General features: G+C 71.0%; 20 protein-coding genes. 8 read left to right on the forward strand and 12 right to left on the reverse strand.

The window, feature by feature from the left end; all coding sequences use genetic code 11:
- Positions 1-88: 88 nt before the first annotated feature.
- The 11 genes from LV75_RS11165 to LV75_RS35865 form a co-directional block, all read right to left on the reverse strand.
- On the reverse strand, positions 89-703 hold the full coding sequence (locus LV75_RS11165; protein ID WP_253886741.1) for a cyclase: 615 nt from the start codon (positions 701-703) through the stop codon (positions 89-91).
- Positions 704-971: 268 nt separating this feature from the next.
- Positions 972-1,694 (reverse strand): sirohydrochlorin chelatase, encoded by a 723-nt coding sequence (locus LV75_RS11170; RefSeq protein ID WP_372504166.1) that lies wholly within the window; start codon positions 1,692-1,694, stop codon positions 972-974.
- A 15-nt stretch (positions 1,695-1,709) separates the two neighbouring features.
- Positions 1,710-2,621, reverse strand: a complete 912-nt coding sequence (locus tag LV75_RS11175) for an ABC transporter permease (RefSeq protein WP_253886743.1) — start codon at positions 2,619-2,621, stop codon at positions 1,710-1,712.
- Positions 2,608-3,396 (reverse strand): ABC transporter ATP-binding protein, encoded by a 789-nt coding sequence (locus LV75_RS11180; protein WP_253886744.1) that lies wholly within the window; start codon positions 3,394-3,396, stop codon positions 2,608-2,610. Before LV75_RS11180 ends, LV75_RS11175 begins: the two co-directional genes overlap by 14 nt.
- Before the next feature lie 28 nt (positions 3,397-3,424).
- Complete coding sequence (locus LV75_RS11185; RefSeq protein ID WP_253886745.1) at positions 3,425-4,510, reverse strand: ABC transporter substrate-binding protein; 1,086 nt, start codon at positions 4,508-4,510, stop codon at positions 3,425-3,427.
- Positions 4,511-4,543: 33 nt separating this feature from the next.
- On the reverse strand, positions 4,544-5,875 hold the full coding sequence (locus LV75_RS11190; protein ID WP_253886746.1) for a sulfate adenylyltransferase subunit 1: 1,332 nt from the start codon (positions 5,873-5,875) through the stop codon (positions 4,544-4,546).
- Entirely contained in the window at positions 5,875-6,798 is a 924-nt protein-coding gene (gene cysD, locus LV75_RS11195) for a sulfate adenylyltransferase subunit CysD (RefSeq protein WP_253886747.1), read from the reverse strand. Before cysD ends, LV75_RS11190 begins: the two co-directional genes overlap by 1 nt.
- 13 nt (positions 6,799-6,811) lie before the next feature.
- Positions 6,812-7,498 (reverse strand): phosphoadenylyl-sulfate reductase, encoded by a 687-nt coding sequence (locus LV75_RS11200; RefSeq protein ID WP_253886748.1) that lies wholly within the window; start codon positions 7,496-7,498, stop codon positions 6,812-6,814.
- Entirely contained in the window at positions 7,495-7,653 is a 159-nt protein-coding gene (locus LV75_RS11205) for a hypothetical protein (protein ID WP_026423058.1), read from the reverse strand. The genes LV75_RS11200 and LV75_RS11205 overlap by 4 nt, the downstream gene beginning before the upstream one ends.
- Positions 7,650-9,353 (reverse strand): nitrite/sulfite reductase, encoded by a 1,704-nt coding sequence (locus LV75_RS11210; RefSeq protein ID WP_253886749.1) that lies wholly within the window; start codon positions 9,351-9,353, stop codon positions 7,650-7,652. The genes LV75_RS11205 and LV75_RS11210 overlap by 4 nt, the downstream gene beginning before the upstream one ends.
- Positions 9,354-9,470: 117 nt before the next feature.
- Positions 9,471-9,680 (reverse strand): putative leader peptide, encoded by a 210-nt coding sequence (locus LV75_RS35865; protein WP_372504159.1) that lies wholly within the window; start codon positions 9,678-9,680, stop codon positions 9,471-9,473.
- On the opposite strand from LV75_RS35865, the gene hemW reads away from it, so the two are divergent.
- Positions 9,679-10,893, forward strand: coding sequence for a radical SAM family heme chaperone HemW (gene hemW, locus LV75_RS11215; RefSeq protein WP_253886750.1), 1,215 nt, complete (start codon positions 9,679-9,681; stop codon positions 10,891-10,893). The genes LV75_RS35865 and hemW overlap by 2 nt on opposite strands.
- A gap of 6 nt (positions 10,894-10,899) precedes the next feature.
- Here hemW and LV75_RS11220 read toward each other — a convergent pair whose 3' ends face one another.
- A complete protein-coding gene (locus LV75_RS11220; protein ID WP_253886751.1) occupies positions 10,900-11,373 on the reverse strand; it encodes a permease-like cell division protein FtsX in 474 nt (157 codons plus the stop codon).
- A gap of 159 nt (positions 11,374-11,532) precedes the next feature.
- On the opposite strand from LV75_RS11220, the gene LV75_RS11225 reads away from it, so the two are divergent.
- From LV75_RS11225 to ybeY, 7 genes are all read left to right on the forward strand, one after another.
- On the forward strand, positions 11,533-11,814 hold the full coding sequence (locus LV75_RS11225; RefSeq protein WP_253886752.1) for a hypothetical protein: 282 nt from the start codon (positions 11,533-11,535) through the stop codon (positions 11,812-11,814).
- Positions 11,815-11,883: 69 nt separating this feature from the next.
- Positions 11,884-12,906, forward strand: a complete 1,023-nt coding sequence (gene hrcA, locus LV75_RS11230; protein WP_253886753.1) for a heat-inducible transcriptional repressor HrcA — start codon at positions 11,884-11,886, stop codon at positions 12,904-12,906.
- Positions 12,907-12,963: 57 nt separating this feature from the next.
- Positions 12,964-14,118: a molecular chaperone DnaJ gene (gene dnaJ / locus LV75_RS11235; protein WP_253886754.1), complete on the forward strand. Its 1,155-nt coding sequence runs from the start codon at positions 12,964-12,966 to the stop codon at positions 14,116-14,118.
- Positions 14,115-14,849, forward strand: a complete 735-nt coding sequence (locus LV75_RS11240; RefSeq protein WP_253886755.1) for a 16S rRNA (uracil(1498)-N(3))-methyltransferase — start codon at positions 14,115-14,117, stop codon at positions 14,847-14,849. Before dnaJ ends, LV75_RS11240 begins: the two co-directional genes overlap by 4 nt.
- A gap of 489 nt (positions 14,850-15,338) precedes the next feature.
- On the forward strand, positions 15,339-15,680 hold the full coding sequence (locus LV75_RS11245; protein ID WP_253886756.1) for a histidine triad nucleotide-binding protein: 342 nt from the start codon (positions 15,339-15,341) through the stop codon (positions 15,678-15,680).
- 94 nt (positions 15,681-15,774) lie between these two features.
- Positions 15,775-16,842, forward strand: a complete 1,068-nt coding sequence (locus LV75_RS11250) for a PhoH family protein (protein ID WP_253886757.1) — start codon at positions 15,775-15,777, stop codon at positions 16,840-16,842.
- Positions 16,843-16,864: 22 nt separating this feature from the next.
- Entirely contained in the window at positions 16,865-17,404 is a 540-nt protein-coding gene (gene ybeY, locus LV75_RS11255; RefSeq protein ID WP_253886758.1) for an rRNA maturation RNase YbeY, read from the forward strand.
- The last annotated feature ends 3 nt before the right edge of the window (positions 17,405-17,407 follow it).

Consider the following 17,407-nt stretch of genomic DNA (forward strand, 5'->3'; position numbering starts at 1 on the left):
GGCGACTATACCCCTGGGGGGTATGTGAACCGCAGGACGCCGGGCAGGCGTCCTGCGGTCTCGGTCACACGGTCAAGCGGTCACCCGGCTAGACGACGGTGGTCGTGGTGATCGCCGGGTTCGGGCTCGGGTAGCAGGACGCGGGCACGTTCACGTTGCCCAGCAGCGGAACCCGCACCACACCGGTCGCGGTGAGCCCGGGGTTGGCGAAGCTCGTGCCGTACAAGGTGGTCTGGATCGTGCCCGGCGCGCCCGCGGTGAGGTTGAGCGTGATCGTCGGCAGTTCGAACGTGCCGCCGCCGGGGATCGACCCGGTCGTGGCGAGCGTGGCGACCCCGCCGGACACGGTCAGGGTGGGCGTGCCGACCCCGGAACCACCCGACAGCGAGCTGGACACGTAGGTCGAGTTCGCGGGCACCGGGACCTTGAACGTCAGGTTCTGCACCGCCACCAGCGTGAACGACCCCACCGTGGACGGGAGCGTGGCCGTCTGGGGGTCGTACACCACGCTGAGCGAGCCGCCCGAGGCGACGCTCGCGGGCGTGCTCACGTCCAGCGGCTGGGTGAGGGTGGCGGGGTAGGTCGAGCCGAGGGCGGTGGCCTGGCAGGCGTAGTTCACGGTCACCGGGACGGCGGACGCGGGTGGGGCGAGCGCCACCAGCGGGAGTGCGACGAGGGCGACGACGGACAGGGCGCGCTTCATCTGAGCACCTCAACTTGGCGTGTTGGGAAGGATTCGGCCGCGCGGCCCACTCATCGTTGCGCTGTTCGGCCGAATCGGCAAATGCCCACGCACGTATTCGGTTCAAGGGTGCTTGTTCACCGCGACGCGGTGGTGGCTCGCCCGTCCATGCGGGCGACCCCCAGCTCGACACATCCGCTCATGGGCCCACCCACACGGTCCAAGCCCGGGACCCCCAGCGCGACCGGACCGGCCGCACGGGTGGAAAACCCGCGCCCGTAAGGCAGCGCTACGCCGTGCGCTGGGCGGTGGTGGTGACCTCGTCGTAGCGCTCCAGCACGACAGCGGCCACCGACGCCCCGAGCGGCTCGGCGACCGCGGCGTCCCCGGCCATCGCCCGGACCCGGTCCGGCAGCAGCCCCGGCGCCAAGAAGTACGACGCGACCGCGATCCGCCGGGCACCCCTGGCCCGCAACGCGGCCGCGGCGGCGGCGACGTCAGGCGTCGCCGCGGACGCGAACGCCGCCCGCACCCCGGACCACCCCTGGGTGTGCGCCCACCGCTCCGCGATCTCCACGACCCGCGCGTTGGCCGGTGCGTGGGAGGACCCGGTAGCCGCTAGAACGACTCCCAGCTCGGGATCCCCCGGCAGCGCCCCGACTTCCGCCAACCGACCCAGCAGAGCCGTTTCCAGCCTGGGATCCGGGCCCAACACGTCGCTCACCGTCGTCGACAGGTGAGGCATCCGCCCACGAGCTTCTTCAAGCAGCCCAGGCAGGTCTACCCGCGCGTGGAACGCCCGCCCGAGCAGCAACGGCACTACGACAACCGAGCGATGCCCTTCGGCATAGAGGCCGGAGAGCACTTCGAGCACCGGCGGCGTCGACAGGTCCAAGAACGCGCCGCGGACGTCCAGCTCGGGACGCAGGGCGCGAACGGAGTCGATCAGCTCGCCCACGGCGACCGCGGACCTGGGGTCGCGGCTGCCGTGGGCGACACCGACAAGGGGGATCGAGTGCACTGGTACCTAGCTCTTCCGGAGCCCGCGGGCGTTGAGCGTGACCTTCTCCAGCGGTGCGAAGACCACCAGTTCGATGCCGACCCCGACGATCAGGATCAGCAGGATGCCGGTGATCACCATCGGCATGTCGAACAGCGACATGCCGTTGTGCAGGAACTGGCCGAGCCCGTCACCGAGCTCCGGCGACGAGGCGATCAGCTCGGCGGCCATCAGCGACCGCCAGGAGAACGCCCAGCCCTGCTTCATGCCCGCCAGGTAACCGGGCAGCGCGGCGGGCAGCAGGATGTGCCGCGCGTTGGCGAGCGTGCCCGCCCCCATCACCTTGCCCACCCGGGGCAGGATCGGCGGGATCTGGTCGATCCCCGCCACCAGGCCGTTGGCGATCGAGGGCACCGCGCCCAGCAGCACCACCATGTAGATCGTGGTGTCGGTGAGGCCGAACCAGATCACCGCGGCGGGCACCCAGGCCACCGACGGCAGGCTCTGCAGACCCGACACCAGCGGGCCGATCGCCGCGCGGACCAGCTTGACCCTGGCCAGCAGCAGCCCGAGCGGGGTCGCGATGCCCAGCGCGATGACGAACCCGATCACCGCCCGGTGCACCGAGGTCCACAGGAACTCCCAGACCTGGCCGGTCTCGACCAGGCCCCAGAACACGTCGAACACCGTCGACGGCGACGGCAGCTGGTGCTCGGGCAGCCACGCGGTCGCCCACACCGCCTGCCACACCACGACGAACAGCACCGCGGCCCCGATCGGCGGCAGCAGCGCCGCGCTGATCCGGCGGGCCCGCGACCGCTGCGGGCCCGAGGTGGGCGCGTCGAGCGCGTCGAGGCCGCCGATCGCGCCGTCGACCTCCGCGGCGGAGGCCTCCGCCGTCACCTTCTCGTTCTGCGTGGTCTCGTCAAGCCGCGGCATGGGAGCTGATCACCTCCCGCAGCTTGGCGGCGATCGTGTCGACCGCCGCCAGCTCGTCGGACCCGGTGAGCCCGTCGACGTCCCACTGGTCCACGACCCGACCGGGCCGCGAGGACAGCAGCACCACGCGCTGGCCCAGCCGGACCGCCTCGCGGACGTCGTGGGTGACGAACACGACCGCGGTCCCGGTCGCCCGCCACACCCGCAGCAGCTCGGCCTGCAGCAGGTCGCGGGTGATCGCGTCGAGCGCGGAGAACGGCTCGTCCATCAGCATCAGCGCGTGCTTGCCGTCCGCGGAGCCCTGGATCGCCGAGGCCAGCGAGCGGGCCAGCGCGACCCGCTGGCGCATGCCGCCGGAGAGCTCGTGCGGGCGCTTGCGCCCCGTGCCCTCCAGCCGCACCAGGCTCAGCAGCTCCTCGACCTTGGCGGCGCGCTCGGCGCGCCCCACCCCGGCCAGGCGCAGCGGCAGTTCGATGTTGCGTTGCACGGTGAGCCAGGGCATCAGCGCGTGCTCCTGGAACATCACCGCGGGGCGCGAGGTGGTGAGCGTGATCTTGCCCGACGTCGGCTGCTCCAGCCCGGCGATCAGGTTGAGCAGCGTGGTCTTGCCGCACCCGGAGGCGCCGACCAGGCACACGAACTCCCCTGGTCGCACCGCCAGGTCGATGCCGTCCAACGCGACCACCGCTTGTCGGCCGGTGCCGAAGACCTTGTGCAGGTCGGCCAACCGGACGGCGACGTCGGTCTCGACCGGCTTCTCCAGTGCGACTGCCATCTCGCGCCCCTCTCCTCGCGCCCGCGTCCTACTTCTTGTCCAGGTTCGCCGCGTCAACCGGGGGCTGACCCGCGGCGGCCAGCACCTCGTTGAGCAGCTTCAGGTCCAGGAAGCCCTTCACGTCGGTTTCCTTCTGGGCGACCTTGGCGGTGACCGCGTCCTTGCTCAGCTGCGGCAGCAGCGCGGCGTACGGGTCGAGGGTGAAGTTGAGGTTGGTGAACGCGCGGTCGATGGTCGGCGCGCTGAGGTCCTTGCCGGTCAGCGCCTTGAGCTGCGCGTTGACCGCGGTCTTGGCGCCCGCCACGTCCTTCTTGGTGACGTCGACGCTGGCCACCAGGCCCTTGAGCAGCGCCTTGACGGTGTCCGGGTGGTCGGCGAGGAAGGTGGTGGACACGATCAGCACGGTGGTCGGGAACTCGCCGCCGGGCCACAGGTCCTTCTCGTCGAGCAGGACCTTGGCGCCCGCCTCGAGCACCAGCCGCGACGACCACGGCTCGGGCAGCCAGGCCGCCTGCACGCTGCCCTTCTTGAACTCCTCCAGCGCCAGCGCGTTCTCGGTGTTCTGCACCTTGACCTTGTCGGTCAGCTGCTTGTCGGCGAGCCACTTCTTCAGCGCGATGTCCTGGGTGTTGCCCAGCTGCGGGGTCACCACCGTCTTGCCGACCAGGTCCTGCTCGGAGTTGATCTCCGGCTTGACCACCAGCTGCGCGCCGCGCGATGCGGTGCCCGCCACCAGCCGCACGGCCTTGCCGTCGGACTTGCCGTAGGCGTTGAGCGAGGGGCCCGAGCCGATGAAGGTCGCGTCGAGCGAGCCGCCGTAGAGCGCGTTGACGGCGTCGCCACCGGCGTTGAACTTGGTCGGCACCAGCTTGGTGCTGCCCAGCTCCTTGGTGAACAGGCCCTGCTCCAGGCCGATCAGCGCCGGGGCGTGGGTCACGTTGGGGAAGTACCCCAACCGAAGTTCGGCCGCGGGGCCCTTGCCCGCGCTCTGGGTGCCGCTGCTGGGGGCAGCGGAGCCGGCATCGCCCGACTCCGCCGCTCGGGAGCAGCCCGCCAGGACGCTGGCGAGGGACAGGGCTACAGCGGCTGCGGCTAAGACGCGGGATCGCTTCACTTCGGTGGGGCCTTTCCAGGGGGGGAACGGGTGTTACGGGCCAGGGGAGACGAGGTCGCCCGAGGTTGTGGGGGTACCGGGGCCGGACAGCGCGGGCAGACCCGCGCCGACCAGTCCCGCGGCCAACGTGGATCCGTCGGCAGCGTCGATCACGAGGAAGGCGCCGGTGCGCCGGTTGATCGCGTAGTCGTCGACCGGCAGCGGCTCGGCCGTGCGCACCAGCACCCGGCCGATCTCGTTGAGCGCCAACGACTCCGGGTCGGGGACGGAGGTGAGCTTCTGCTCGTCGAAGCGGGCGTTGAGCTCGCCGACGATCGCCTGCACCGTCCGGGCGCCGTGCTTGACCAGCACCCGGGCGCCCGCGCGCAGCGGCTTGTCCGACAGCCACGCCAGGGTCGCCTCGAACTCCTCCACCGCGACCGGCGCCGCGGCGGCCGCGGCGATCAGGTCACCGCGGGAGATGTCGATGTTGTCGGCGAGCACCAGGGTCACCGAACGGCCCGCCTCGGCCTCGGCGAGCTCGCCGTCGGCCGTGTCGACCCGGGCGACCGTGGTGCGCAGCCCCGAGGGGAGCACGACCACCTCGTCACCCGGGCGGACGGTGCCCGCGGCGACCTGGCCCGCGTAACCGCGGTAGTCGGTGTGCTCGGCGGTGTTGGTGCGGATGACGTACTGCACCGGGAAGCGCAGCGGCGCGTCGTGCGGGTCCGGCTCGACCGGGACCGTCTCCAGGTGCTCGAGCAGCGTCGGACCGGTGTACCAGGGGGTGTGCGCGGAGCGGTCCACCACGTTGTCGCCGACCAGCGCCGAGACCGGGATGGACAGCACCGAGCCGATCGGGTAGCCCAGCGCGCCCGCGTGGTCGGTGAACTCCTTGGCGATCACCTCGAAGGTGGCCTCGTCGTAGTCGACCAGGTCGACCTTGTTGACCGCGAGCACCAGCCGGGGCACGCCCAGCAGCGCCAGCACCGCGGCGTGCCTGCGGGTCTGCTCCAGCACCCCCTTGCGCGCGTCGACCAGCAGCACGGCCAGCTGCGCGGTGGAGGCGCCGGTGACGGTGTTGCGGGTGTACTGCACGTGCCCGGGGGTGTCGGCGAGCACGAACGAGCGCTTGGGCGTGGCGAAGTAGCGGTAGGCCACGTCGATGGTGATGCCCTGCTCGCGCTCGGAGCGCAGCCCGTCGACCAGCAGCGACAAGTCCGGAGTGGACAGTCCCTTGTCCACGCTGGCCCTGTGCACCGCGTCGAGGGTGTCGGCCAGCACGGACTTGGTGTCGTAGAGCAGGCGCCCGACGAGGGTGGACTTCCCGTCGTCGACGCTGCCCGCGGTGGCCAGGCGAAGCAGGTCCTGGGTGGTGTGTCCCATTAGAAGTAGCCCTCCCGCTTGCGGTCCTCCATGGCGGCCTCGGAGAGCCGGTCATCGGCGCGGGTGGCCCCGCGCTCGGTGAGCCTGCTCGCCGAGACCTCGGCGATCACCTCGTCGAGGTCGGCCGCCTCGGAACGCACGGCACCGGTGCACGACCCGTCGCCGACGGTCCGGTAGCGGACGGTCAGCTCCTCGACGGGCTCGTCGGCACGCGGGCCGAACCACGGACCGGCCGTCAACCACATACCGTCGCGCTGGAACACCGCTCGGGTGTGCGCGAAGTAGATGGACGGCAGCTCGATCGCCTCGCGCTTGATGTAGCGCCAGACGTCGAGTTCGGTCCAGTTGGACAGCGGGAACACACGAACGTGTTCGCCCGCGCGGTGCCTGCCGTTATACAAGTTCCACAGTTCGGGACGCTGACGCCGCGGCTCCCACTGGCCGAAGGAATTGCGTAGGCTGAAAATTCTTTCTTTCGCCCGGGCGCGCTCCTCGTCGCGGCGCCCACCCCCGAAAACGGCGTCGAACTTGTTGGCGGTGATGCCGTCCAACAAGGGGACTGTCTGCAAAGGATTTCGCGTTCCGTCCGGGCGCTCCTGCAGCCGACCGTCATCGATGTAGTCCTGCACGCTGGCCACGACGAGGCGTAAGCCGTACCGGGCGACCGTCCGGTCGCGAAAGTCGATGACCTCGTCCAGGTTGTGCCCGGTGTCCACGTGCAGTAGCGGGAATGGGACGGGTGCGGGCCAGAACGCCTTGACCGCCAAGTGAAGTAGTACTGTGGAGTCCTTGCCGCCGGAGAACAGGATCACCGGTCGGTCGAACTCACCCGCCACCTCCCGGAAGATGTGGATGGCCTCGGATTCCAGGCGCGCCAACGCGTCCAGCGGCGGTTGGGCCCGGTCTGTCTGCTGTGTCGTCATGTTCCCGTCGCCCTCAGCCGTGCAATCCGCACTCGGTCTTGCCCGTACCCGCCCAGCGCCCGCTGCGGGCGTCCTGCCCCGGCAGCGGCTTGGCCGTGCACGGCGCGCACCCGATGGACGGGTAACCGGCCTGCACCAACGGGTTCTCCAGCACGCCGTGGTCGGCGATGTAGCGGGTGAACTCCTCGTCGCTCCACGGCGCGATCGGGTTGACCTTCACCAATCCGTTGCGGTCGTCCCACTGCACGATCGGGGTCGTGGCCCGGGTCGGCGCGTCGACCCGGCGCACCCCGGTGACCCACGCCGAGTAGCGCGACAGGGTTTGCCGCAATGGCACCACTTTGCGCAGGAAGCAGCACTGCGTCGGGTTCGTCTGGTTCAGCAACCCGAACTCGGCCTCCTGGTCGGCGACGGACTGCTCGGCCTCGGCGTTGACGATGCGCACCTCCGGGTAGACCACAGCGACCGCGTCGCGGGTGCCGATGGTCTCCGCGAAGTGGTAGCCGGTCTCCAGGAACAGCACGTCGATGTCGCGCTTGGCCTGGTAGGCCAGGTCGATCAGCACCGCGTCCTGCATGTTCGACGCGACGATGAAGTCGTCGCCGAAGGTCGCCGCCGTCCAGGCCAGCGCCTCGGCCGCGCTCGCCCCGGCCAGCTCCAGTTCCGCCCGCTCGGCCAGGTCCTGGTGTGTGGTGGTCACTTCGCTGCCTCCCCCGAGAGATTCAGTCCGACGAACTTGACCGTGAAGACCCGCCTGCACCCGGCGCACAGCCACGCCGCGTGCGGTTCCTCCTGCGGCCGCAGGTCCTCGTCGCCGCAGTACGGGCAGTAGAAGGGCGTCGCCCGCTCGCTCATCGCAGGTCGTCCTCGTCGGCGCGCACGACCCACTGGGCGAAGCGCTCGTCGGCTTCCCGCTTGGCGACGTAGTTGCGCACCACCCGCTCCACGTAGTCGGGCAGCTCCGCGCCGGTCACCTTGTGCCCGCGCAGCTTGCGGCCGAACCCGGCGTCCAGGCCGAGGCCGCCGCCCAGGTGCACCTGGAAGCCCTCCACCTGGTTGCCCGCGTCGTCGGTGACGATCTGGCCCTTGAGCCCGATGTCGGCGGTCTGGATCCGGGCGCAGGAGTTCGGGCAGCCGTTGATGTGCACCGCGATCGGCGCGGTGACCCCGTCGGTGATGTCGGCCAGCCGGGTCTCCAGCGCCGCCACCAGCTCGTGCGCGCGACCCTTCGTCTCGACGATGGCCAGCTTGCAGAACTCGATGCCGGTGCACGCCATGACGCCGCGCCGCCACGGCGACGGGGTGCTCTGCAGCCCCAGCTTGGCCAGGTCCGCCTGCAGCGCGGCCACCTCGGCCTCGGGCACGTCGAGCACGACCAGCTTCTGCAGCGGGGTGAACCGCACCCGGTTCGACCCGGCCCGCTCGGCCGCCTTGGCGACCTCGACCAGCACCGACCCCGACACCCGGCCCGCGATCGGGGCCGCGCCCACGTAGAACAGGCCGTCCTTCTGCTGGTGCACGCCGATGTGGTCGATCGGCACCGCGGGGACCTCCGGCGCGGGGCCGTCGATCAGCTTGCGGTGCAGGTACTCGTCCTCGACCACCGCGCGGAACTTGGCCGCGCCCCAGTCCTTGACCAGGAACTTGATCCGGGCCCGGTGCCGCAGGCGGCGGTAGCCGTAGTCGCGGAAGACCCCGATCACCGCGCCGTAGACGTCGGCGACCTCCTCCAGCGGCACCCAGGCGCCCAGCCGCTGGCCGATCATCGGGTTGGTGGACAGGCCACCACCGACCCACACGTCGAAGCCGGGGCCGTGCTCGGGGTGCACCACGCCGACGAAGGCGATGTCGTGGATCTCGTGGGCGATGTCGGGCAGACCGGACACCGCGGACTTGAACTTGCGCGGCAGGTTCGAGTACGCCGGGTCGCCGATGAACCGGCGCTTGATCTCCTCGATCGCCGGTGTGCCGTCGATGACCTCGTCGCGCGAGATGCCCGCGACCGGCGACCCGAGGATCACCCGGGGACTGTCGCCACATGCCTCCATCGTGGTCATCCCAGCGCCCTCCAGCTTCTGCCAGATGGTGGGCATGTCCTCGACCCGGATCCAGTGGTACTGGATGTTCTGCCGGTCGGTGATGTCGGCGGTGTCGCGCGCGTAGGTCTGCGACACCTCGCCGAGCACCGCGAGCTGCTCGGTGGTGACCGCGCCGCCGTCGGTGCGCACCCGCAGCATGAAGTACGAGTCGTCGAGCTCCTCGGGCTCCAGGGTCGCGGTCCGGCCGCCGTCGATCCCGGGCTTGCGCTGGGTGTAGAGGCCGTACCAGCGGAAGCGGCCGCGCAGGTCACCGGGGTCGATGCTGTCGAACCCGCCGTGGGCGTAGATGTTCTCGATCCGGGCGCGGACGTTGAGCGGGTTGTCGTCCTTCTTCGACCGCTCGTTGGGATTCAGCGGCTCGCGGTAGCCGAGCGCCCACTGACCCTCGCCCCGCGGCTTGCGGGCAGCCGGGGGCTTGGTGGGGGAAACCGGGGTGGGGGGTGTGGTGGGGGACACCGGTGGTTCCTCCGGGATCGGGGCGCTCGTGCGCGCCACGACGACCCCAGGCGGCGGTGCGGGGGATCACTCAGCGGCGCACCCGACGCCTGCTGAATGCGAGGTAGGCGCGGCGGGTCAGCTGGGCTGACGGCACATCGCGCTGGACACGCGCTGGAAGTCCACGTGGCGGCGGGCCACCAGGAAGACCTCAGTCGCGGACATGGGGGTCAGCGTGCCACGCGTCCACGGTGTGGTCCACCGCCATCCGCATGCTGGGACGCAGGTCACGGACCTCGGACCGGCTGACCTGGGCCGCCCGGGTGGACCTGGGAAGATGGCAACCATGGCCGCAGCTGCTCCTGAGGGTGACCCCGCGCCCACCGACGGTTCCCTGCCCCCCGGCGCGCTGCGCGGGCTCGGCGACCGGCCGTTCGGGGTGTACGTGCACGTCCCGTTCTGCGCGACCCGGTGCGGTTACTGCGATTTCAACACCTACACCGCCGGTGAGCTGGGCTCCTCTGCCTCGCCGCAATCCTGGCTCGCGGGTTTGCGGCAGGAACTCGACCTCGCCGCCCGGGTTCTGGGAACGGCGCCCGCCGCTGACACCGTGTTCGTCGGCGGTGGCACACCGTCACTGCTGGGCGCCGACGGGTTGTCCCAGGTGTTGGACGCGGTGCGCGGGGTGTTCGGGTTGACCGAGGGCGCCGAGGTCACCACGGAGTCGAACCCGGAGTCGACCTCGCCGGGGTTCTTCGCCGGGATCGCCGACGCCGGGTACACCCGGGTGTCGCTGGGCATGCAGTCCGCGGCCCGGCACGTGCTCGCCGTCCTCGACCGCACCCACACCCCGGGCCGGGCGGTCGCCGCCGCCCGGGAGGCCAAGGCGGCGGGCATCGGGCACGTGAACCTGGACCTGATCTACGGGACCCCGGGCGAACGGCCGAGCGACCTGGCGGCATCCCTGGACGCCGTCCTGGAGGCAGGCGTCGACCACGTCTCGGCGTACTCCCTGATCGTCGAGGATGGCACTGCCCTGGCCCGGCGAGTCCGCCGCGGCGAGTTGCCGATGCCGGACGACGATGTGCTCGCCGACCGGTACGAGCAGGTGGACGCGGCCCTGGTCGCCGCGGGCCTGCACTGGTACGAGGTGTCGAACTGGGCCTCCGACGAGGCCGCCCGCTGCAGGCACAACCTCGGCTACTGGCTCGGCGGCGACTGGTGGGGCGCGGGCCCCGGCGCCCACAGCCACGTCGGCGGCATCCGCTGGTGGAACGTCAAGCACCCGGCCCGCTACACCGAACTGCTGGCCAACGGCGCCTCCCCGGCCGCAGGCCGCGAACGGCTCACCGAGGACGACCAGCGCTTGGAACGGGTCTTGCTGGAACTCCGCTTGGCCGAAGGACTCCCGATCGACGCTCTTACCCCTACCGCCTTGGCCGAGGCCAAGTCCGCCGCCAATGACGGCCTCCTAGACCCAACAGCCCTCACCTCCGGCCGCTGCGTCCTCACCGCCCGCGGCCGCCTCCTCGCCGACGCCGTGGTGCGCCGCCTGACCTAGGTCGGCTCACGAGGTCGGGATCGGATAACGCGGTGTGCACGGATCCGCCTGGACGTCCTCGACCCCGATGAGGTCGGCCCGCAACCGCTGGGCCAACTCTTGGCGATCGGTCCCCGGCCGCACCACGACGTAGAGCGAAGCGGGCATCGCCTCCACACGGGCGAGCCGACTTATGTCGGGCTGGTTCTCGAACATGTACCGGAACCTCTCCAGGGCCTGCTGCCGGGTTTCGGTACCGATCCGGACCGTGGCCGGGTTCGCCTGGATCACGTCCTTGCCCTTGAGCATGGACTCGTCGTCGTCGAACAAGACGTCCACGCGTTCCGAGTAGGTGGCGCACACGGACTCCGGCGCACGCCACGGCTGGGTCGCCGTCGGTTCGGTCGTCGGCCCGGCCTCCTGCCGTTCGGCGGTCGTACATCCCACCAGCAGCGCCGCCGCGCTCACCACCGCAGCGCACCGCGGCCCCCAGTTCGCCATGCCCACAGTGTCCTCGGTCGTCGATCAACGGTCGGCGTCGCGTCGTGGTGCCGTCTGGTTCGGGACCTTGGACCCGGATTCGTCGTGTGGCGTATCTGGTACGGGCGGGTGACCTCCTTGTCGGCAGCAGAACTGTGTCCAGGTGAAGGGGTCCCAGCGATGGCGGTCACCATCCAGCACGTCCGGCAGCGGCTCTCCGGGGCCGAGGTCGACTACGAGTACGCCGCCGAGCTCGGCGACGACGCCTTACCCCACCTGGCCGAACTCGCCACCCGGGCGGACACGGTGCTCGCCTGCAAGGCGCTGTACCTGGCCAGCCTGATCGGCGGACCGCGGTCCACGGAGATCATCGCCGCCGCCGCCGACCACGAGGACCCGATCATCCGGATCGCCGCGTCGGCGGCGTTGCGCAACCTGCGGCAGGCGGGCAGGACCCGCTAACCGCCGCCGCCGGGGCGCGCTCCGTAAACTTGGTCCGGGGCCCGCGCACACGGACGAGGGAGGTGGCCCGTGGTCAGTTCCGACGAGCGGCGCTTCGAGGTGCTGCGCGCGATCGTCGCCGACTACGTGCGCGACCACGAACCGGTGGCGTCCAAGGCGATCGTCGAGCGGCACAACCTCGGCGTCTCCAGCGCCACCGTGCGCAACGACATGGCCTCGCTGGAGGAGGACGGCTACATCACCCAGCCGCACACCAGCGCGGGCCGCATCCCCACCGACAAGGGCTACCGGCTCTTCGTCGACCGGCTCAGCGAGGTCAAGCCGCTCTCGACCGCCGAGCGCCGGGCCATCCAGAGCTTCCTCGGCGGCGCCATCGACCTCGACGACGTGATGCGCCGCAGCGTGCGGCTGCTGGCCCAGCTGACCCGGCAGGTCGCGGTGATCCAGTACCCGACGCTGACCACCTCCACCGTGCGCCACGTCGAGCTGGTGAACATCACCCCGGCCCGGCTGATGCTGGTGCTGATCACCGACACCGGCCGGGTCGACCAGCGGATGGTCGACCTCGGCGACGTGGTCACCGACGAGGACACCGCGCGGCTGCGCACCATGCTCAACACCACCCTGGCTGGCAAGCGCCTCGCCGACGCCGCGGCCAGCGTCGCCGAGATGCCCGAGAGCGCGCCCGGCGAGCTGCGCGAGGTGGTCACCACGCTGGCCACCGTGCTGGTCGAGTCGCTCGTCGAGCACCCCGAGGAGCGGCTGGTGCTCGGCGGCACGGCGAACCTGACCCGCAACGTCGCCGACTTCCCGAACTCGCTGCGCCAGGTCCTCGAGGCGCTCGAGGAGCAGGTCGTGGTGCTGAAGCTGCTCGCGGCGACCGCCGACCCGGGCACCATCACGGTGCGCATCGGCGGCGAGAACGAGGCCGAGGAGATGCGTTCCACCTCGGTGGTGTCCATCGGCTACGGCACCCGTGCCACCCTGTTGGGCGGGATGGGCGTCGTCGGGCCGACCAGGATGGACTACCCCACGAACATCGCCGCGGTCCGCGCGGTGGCGAACTACGTCGGCGAGATCCTCGGTCGGTAGAGGGTCGACACAGGTATCAACGGGCCCCGGCATGCCCGGGGCAGGAGGACTGGACAGGTGGCGAGGGATTACTACGGCACGCTCGGGGTGCGTCAGGACGCGACCTCCGAGGAGATCAAGCGCGCCTACCGCAAGCTCGCGCGTGAGCTGCACCCCGACGTCAACCCGGACGAGGCGGCGCAAACCCGCTTCCGCGAGGTCACCGCGGCCTACGAGGTCCTGTCCGACCCGCAGAAGCGCAAGATCGTCGACATGGGCGGTGACCCGCTCGGCAACGGCGGCGGCGGGGGCGGCGGTGGTCGCGACCCGTTCGGCGGGTTCGGCCTCGGCGACATCATGGACGCGTTCTTCGGCGCGGCGGGCGGCGGCGGTGGCGGGCGCGGCCCGCGCAGCCGGGTGCAGCCTGGCTCGGACGCGCTGCTGCGCATCCAGATGACCCTGGAGGAGTGCGCGAGCGGGATCAGCCGCGAGATCGCGGTGGAGACCGCGATCCTGTGCGACCTGTGCCGCGGCTCCGGGTGCGCCGACGGCAGCAGCCCGATCACCTGCGACACCTGCGGTGGCCGCGGCGAGGTCCAGTCGGTGCAGCGCTCGTTCCTCGGCCAGGTCGTCACCGCGCGCGCCTGCCCCACGTGCCGCGGTCTCGGCGAGGTCATCCCCGACCCGTGCCGCCAGTGCGCGGGCGAGGGCCGGGTCCGGGCGCGGCGCACGATCACCGCGAAGATCCCGCCCGGTGTCGCGGACGGTATGCGGGTAAGGCTTTCCGGCCAAGGCGAGGTAGGCCCCGGCGGTGGCCCTGCCGGTGACCTCTACATAGAGGTTGAGGAGTTGCAGCACAGCACCTTTGAGCGTGAAGGTGCGGACCTGCACTGCACTTTGCGCGTCCCGATGACGACCGCGGTGCTGGGTGCTGTCGTGCCGCTGGAAGCCATCGACGGGCGCATCGAACTGGAACTCGAACCGGGCACCCAGCCCGAGGCCGAGTTGGTGCTGACCGGTCGCGGCCTGCCGCGGCTGCGCTCCACCGGCCGGGTCGACGGGCGCGGCGACCTGCACGTGCACATCGAGGTCGAGATCCCGACCCGGCTCGACGCCAGGCAAACCGAACTGCTGCGCGAACTTGCCACCCTGCGCGGGGAGGAACAGCACACCCTGGCGAACGCCACCGGCCGCACCGGCGGCCTGTTCTCCCGCCTGCGCTCCCGCCGATGACCCTGGCGCAGTTCCTGGTCGACGCCCTGCCCCCGGGCGAGTCGTTCACGTTGGACGGCCCCGAGGGCAGGCACGCGGCGGCCGTGCGGCGACTGCGCGCGGGGGAGCGGCTGCTCGTCGGCGACGGTCGCGGAACCGTCGCCGAGTGCGTGGTTGCCGTGGCGGGCAAGGACTTCCTCGACCTGACGGTAGACCGGCGCTGGACCGAACCGCAGCCCTCGTTGCGGGTGGTTCTGGCGCAGGCGTTGGTGAAGGGCGACCGCGGCGAACTCGCCGTCGAACTCGCCACCGAGGCGGGCGTCGACGCGGTCGTCCCGTGGCGCGCCAGCCGCAGCGTCGCCAAGTGGGAAGACGGTCCGCGCGGCGAGAAGGCGTTGTCCCGCTGGCGGAGCACCGCGCGCGAGGCCGCCAAACAGGCCCGACGGCCCTGGGTGCCGCAGGTCCTCGACCCGGTCGGCCTGCCAGGGCTGCTCGACCTGGCCGGGGCGAGCGCCACGACCCTCGTGCTCGAGGCCAACCTGGCCACCCGATTGGCCGACCTGGCGCTACCCGAATCGGGTGATCTTGTGCTGGTGGTCGGGCCGGAGGGCGGCATCGCCCCCGCCGAGCTCACCGCCCTTGAGCAGGTAGGAGCGCTCCCAGTCCGGCTCGGACCCGCCGTGCTGCGGACTTCCACCGCCGCCGCGGTCGCTCTAGGGGCCCTCGGCGCCTTGACCGCCCGCTGGCGCTAGCAAGGCCCAGGGTTTACCCTTTATCCGCAAAGCGTTTCAGTTATTCCGAAGCGCATTCACCTGACTACCGCCGGACACCTCCCCCCTCGGTCCGGCGGCGCCGCGCGGGGCGGTGGAGCGACCCCCAGGCTTCACCGCCCGCGCGGCTTCCCTCAGCCTGTTCGGGAGTGAACTCCCTTCCCGGTTGCGCCGCGCGGATGTCATACCCGGGGGCCCGAGCCCCCGGACCCCCACGGTGCGGCAGGCGCCGGAACCAGCGGGGTTCGCTCGACCTTCGGTCATCGCATCAAGGTATGTAACCAATGGGGCTGTCGCCCACGGTGCGATCACTCTCGACCCAGCGTGGGATCGCTCGGGCCTACCGGCCCGTTGCGTCGAGTGTGACCGATGGGGTTGTAGCCCACGGTGCGGTTGCTCTCGACCCAGTCACTCGACCTTCACTGTGCGGTCACGTTCGCTGTGCGGTGAGGCTTGGGTAGGTTGGGGGGTATGAGTGGGTGTTTGTTTTGTGGGATTTTGGGTGGGGAGATTCCGTCGTCGGTTGTGTATGAGGACGACGATGTGTACGCGTTCCGGGACATCAGTCCGCAAGCGCGGGTGCACGTGTTGGTGGTGCCGCGCGAGCACCACGAGGACGCTGCGGCGTTGTCGGGCAAACCCGAGTTGTTGGCGGCTGTTCTCTCCGCAGGGGTTGCGGTCGCCGAGATCGAGGGGATCGCGGAATCCGGGTACCGCTTTGTGTTCAACACCGGCGATGACGCTTGCCGCACCGTCTTCCACGCCCACCTGCACGTCCTCGGCGGCGAACAGCTCGCCGGGTTTGGGCGGTAGGGCTTTTTTCGGTGCGGTGGGGTGGGGTGGGGACTAGCATCGAGGGGGTCGGATACGGAGAGCGCGTGGGCGCAGAAGGCGGGACAGAGAGCACGTGACGGGTACCGCACCTGGGGGAGACCCCCGTCCTACCGCCGCCCACGACGCGCAGTCGAGGTTCGCGATACCGGAGGGGGCCGTGCTGGCCCTGCTCGGCTCCCGCGACGAGAACCTCCGCCTCGCCGAAGAACTCCTCGTCGCCGACGTGCACGTGCGCGGCAACGAGGTGACGCTGTCGGGCGACCCGGCCGACGTCGCCTTCGCCGAGCGCGTCTTCACCGAACTCACCACCCTGGCCGCCCGCGGCCAGCAGGTCGGGCCGGACACCGTCCGGCGCACCGTGGCGATGCTGTCGGCCAACTCCGCCGAATCGCCAGCCGAGGTCCTCAGCCTCGACATCCTCTCCAGGCGCGGGCGCACCATCCGCCCCAAGACCCTCAACCAGAAGCACTACGTCGACGCCATCGACGCCAACACGATCGTCTTCGGCATCGGCCCGGCGGGCACCGGCAAGACGTACCTGGCGATGGCGAAGGCCGTGCAGGCGCTGCAGGCCAAGCAGGTCAGCCGGATCATCCTCACCCGGCCCGCGGTCGAGGCGGGCGAGCGGCTGGGCTTCCTGCCAGGCACGCTGTTCGAGAAGATCGACCCGTACCTGCGCCCGCTCTACGACGCGCTGCACGACATGATCGACCCCGAGTCGATCCCGCGGCTGATGCAGGCGGGCACCATCGAGGTCGCCCCGCTGGCCTACATGCGCGGCCGCACCCTCAACGACGCGTTCATCATCCTCGACGAGGCGCAGAACACCACGCCCGAGCAGATGAAGATGTTCCTCACCCGGCTCGGCTTCGGCTCCAAGATCGTGGTCACCGGCGACACCACCCAGATCGACCTGCCCGGTGGGCAGCGCTCGGGCCTCAAGGTGGTCAAGGACATCCTCGACGGCGTGGACGACGTGCACTTCGCCCAGCTCAGCAGCGCCGACGTGGTCCGCCACCGGCTCGTCGGCGACATCGTCGACGCCTACGAGCGCTGGCAGGTCGCCCAGGACGCGGCCGACAACGAGGTCGCCGCCCAGCGCGGCCCGGTCCGCGCCGGGGGCAGGCGCGGCGGCCGGTAGGGCGTGCGGGGACAATGACCCGGTGAGTATCGAGATCGCCAACGAGTCCGGGGTGGCGGTCGACGAGGCGTCCATCGTCGCGGCGGCCCGCTTCGCCCTGGACCGGATGAACGTCAGCAAGCTCGCCGAGCTCTCGGTGCTGCTTGTCGAGCTGGACGTCATGGCCGACCTGCACGAGCGGTGGATGGACCTGCCCGGTCCCACCGACGTGATGGCCTTCCCGATGGACGAGCTGGACTCCGCGCGCCGACCGGACGCCTCGGAGTCCGGCCCGGCGCTGCTGGGCGACATCGTGCTGTGCCCGGCCTTCGCCAAGGACCAGGCGCGCACCGCGGGCCACAGCCTCATCGACGAGCTGCACCTGCTGACCGTGCACGGTGTGCTGCACCTGCTCGGCTACGACCACGCCGAACCGGCCGAGGAGCGCGAGATGTTCGCGCTGCAGAAGCGGATCCTCGCCGACTTCCGCACCGCGGCCGCCGACGCCAAGCGCCGCGCCGCGCAGCGGGTCGAGGACGACAAGCTCCTCGGCGCCGTCGGCCTCACCGAAGCGGAGGACTGACCC

The organism is Actinokineospora diospyrosa, assembly GCF_024171925.1.
GTDB classification, from domain to species: Bacteria; Actinomycetota; Actinomycetes; order Mycobacteriales; family Pseudonocardiaceae; genus Actinokineospora; species Actinokineospora diospyrosa.

What these genes read in the sequence shown, in the direction of transcription:
- LV75_RS11165 (WP_253886741.1), bottom strand. Translation starts at nt 703, where the DNA reads ATGAAGCGCGCCCTGTCCGTCGTCGCCCTCGTCGCACTCCCGCTGGTG.
- LV75_RS11175 (WP_253886743.1), bottom strand. Translation starts at nt 2,621, where the DNA reads ATGCCGCGGCTTGACGAGACCACGCAGAACGAGAAGGTGACGGCGGAG.
- LV75_RS11180 (WP_253886744.1), bottom strand. Translation starts at nt 3,396, where the DNA reads ATGGCAGTCGCACTGGAGAAGCCGGTCGAGACCGACGTCGCCGTCCGG.
- LV75_RS11190 (WP_253886746.1), bottom strand. Translation starts at nt 5,875, where the DNA reads ATGGGACACACCACCCAGGACCTGCTTCGCCTGGCCACCGCGGGCAGC.
- cysD (WP_253886747.1), bottom strand. Translation starts at nt 6,798, where the DNA reads ATGACGACACAGCAGACAGACCGGGCCCAACCGCCGCTGGACGCGTTG.
- LV75_RS11205 (WP_026423058.1), bottom strand. Translation starts at nt 7,653, where the DNA reads ATGAGCGAGCGGGCGACGCCCTTCTACTGCCCGTACTGCGGCGACGAG.
- hemW (WP_253886750.1), top strand. Translation starts at nt 9,679, where the DNA reads ATGGCCGCAGCTGCTCCTGAGGGTGACCCCGCGCCCACCGACGGTTCC.
- LV75_RS35865 (WP_372504159.1), bottom strand. Translation starts at nt 9,680, where the DNA reads ATGGTTGCCATCTTCCCAGGTCCACCCGGGCGGCCCAGGTCAGCCGGT.
- LV75_RS11220 (WP_253886751.1), bottom strand. Translation starts at nt 11,373, where the DNA reads ATGGCGAACTGGGGGCCGCGGTGCGCTGCGGTGGTGAGCGCGGCGGCG.
- LV75_RS11225 (WP_253886752.1), top strand. Translation starts at nt 11,533, where the DNA reads ATGGCGGTCACCATCCAGCACGTCCGGCAGCGGCTCTCCGGGGCCGAG.
- LV75_RS11240 (WP_253886755.1), top strand. Translation starts at nt 14,115, where the DNA reads ATGACCCTGGCGCAGTTCCTGGTCGACGCCCTGCCCCCGGGCGAGTCG.
- LV75_RS11245 (WP_253886756.1), top strand. Translation starts at nt 15,339, where the DNA reads ATGAGTGGGTGTTTGTTTTGTGGGATTTTGGGTGGGGAGATTCCGTCG.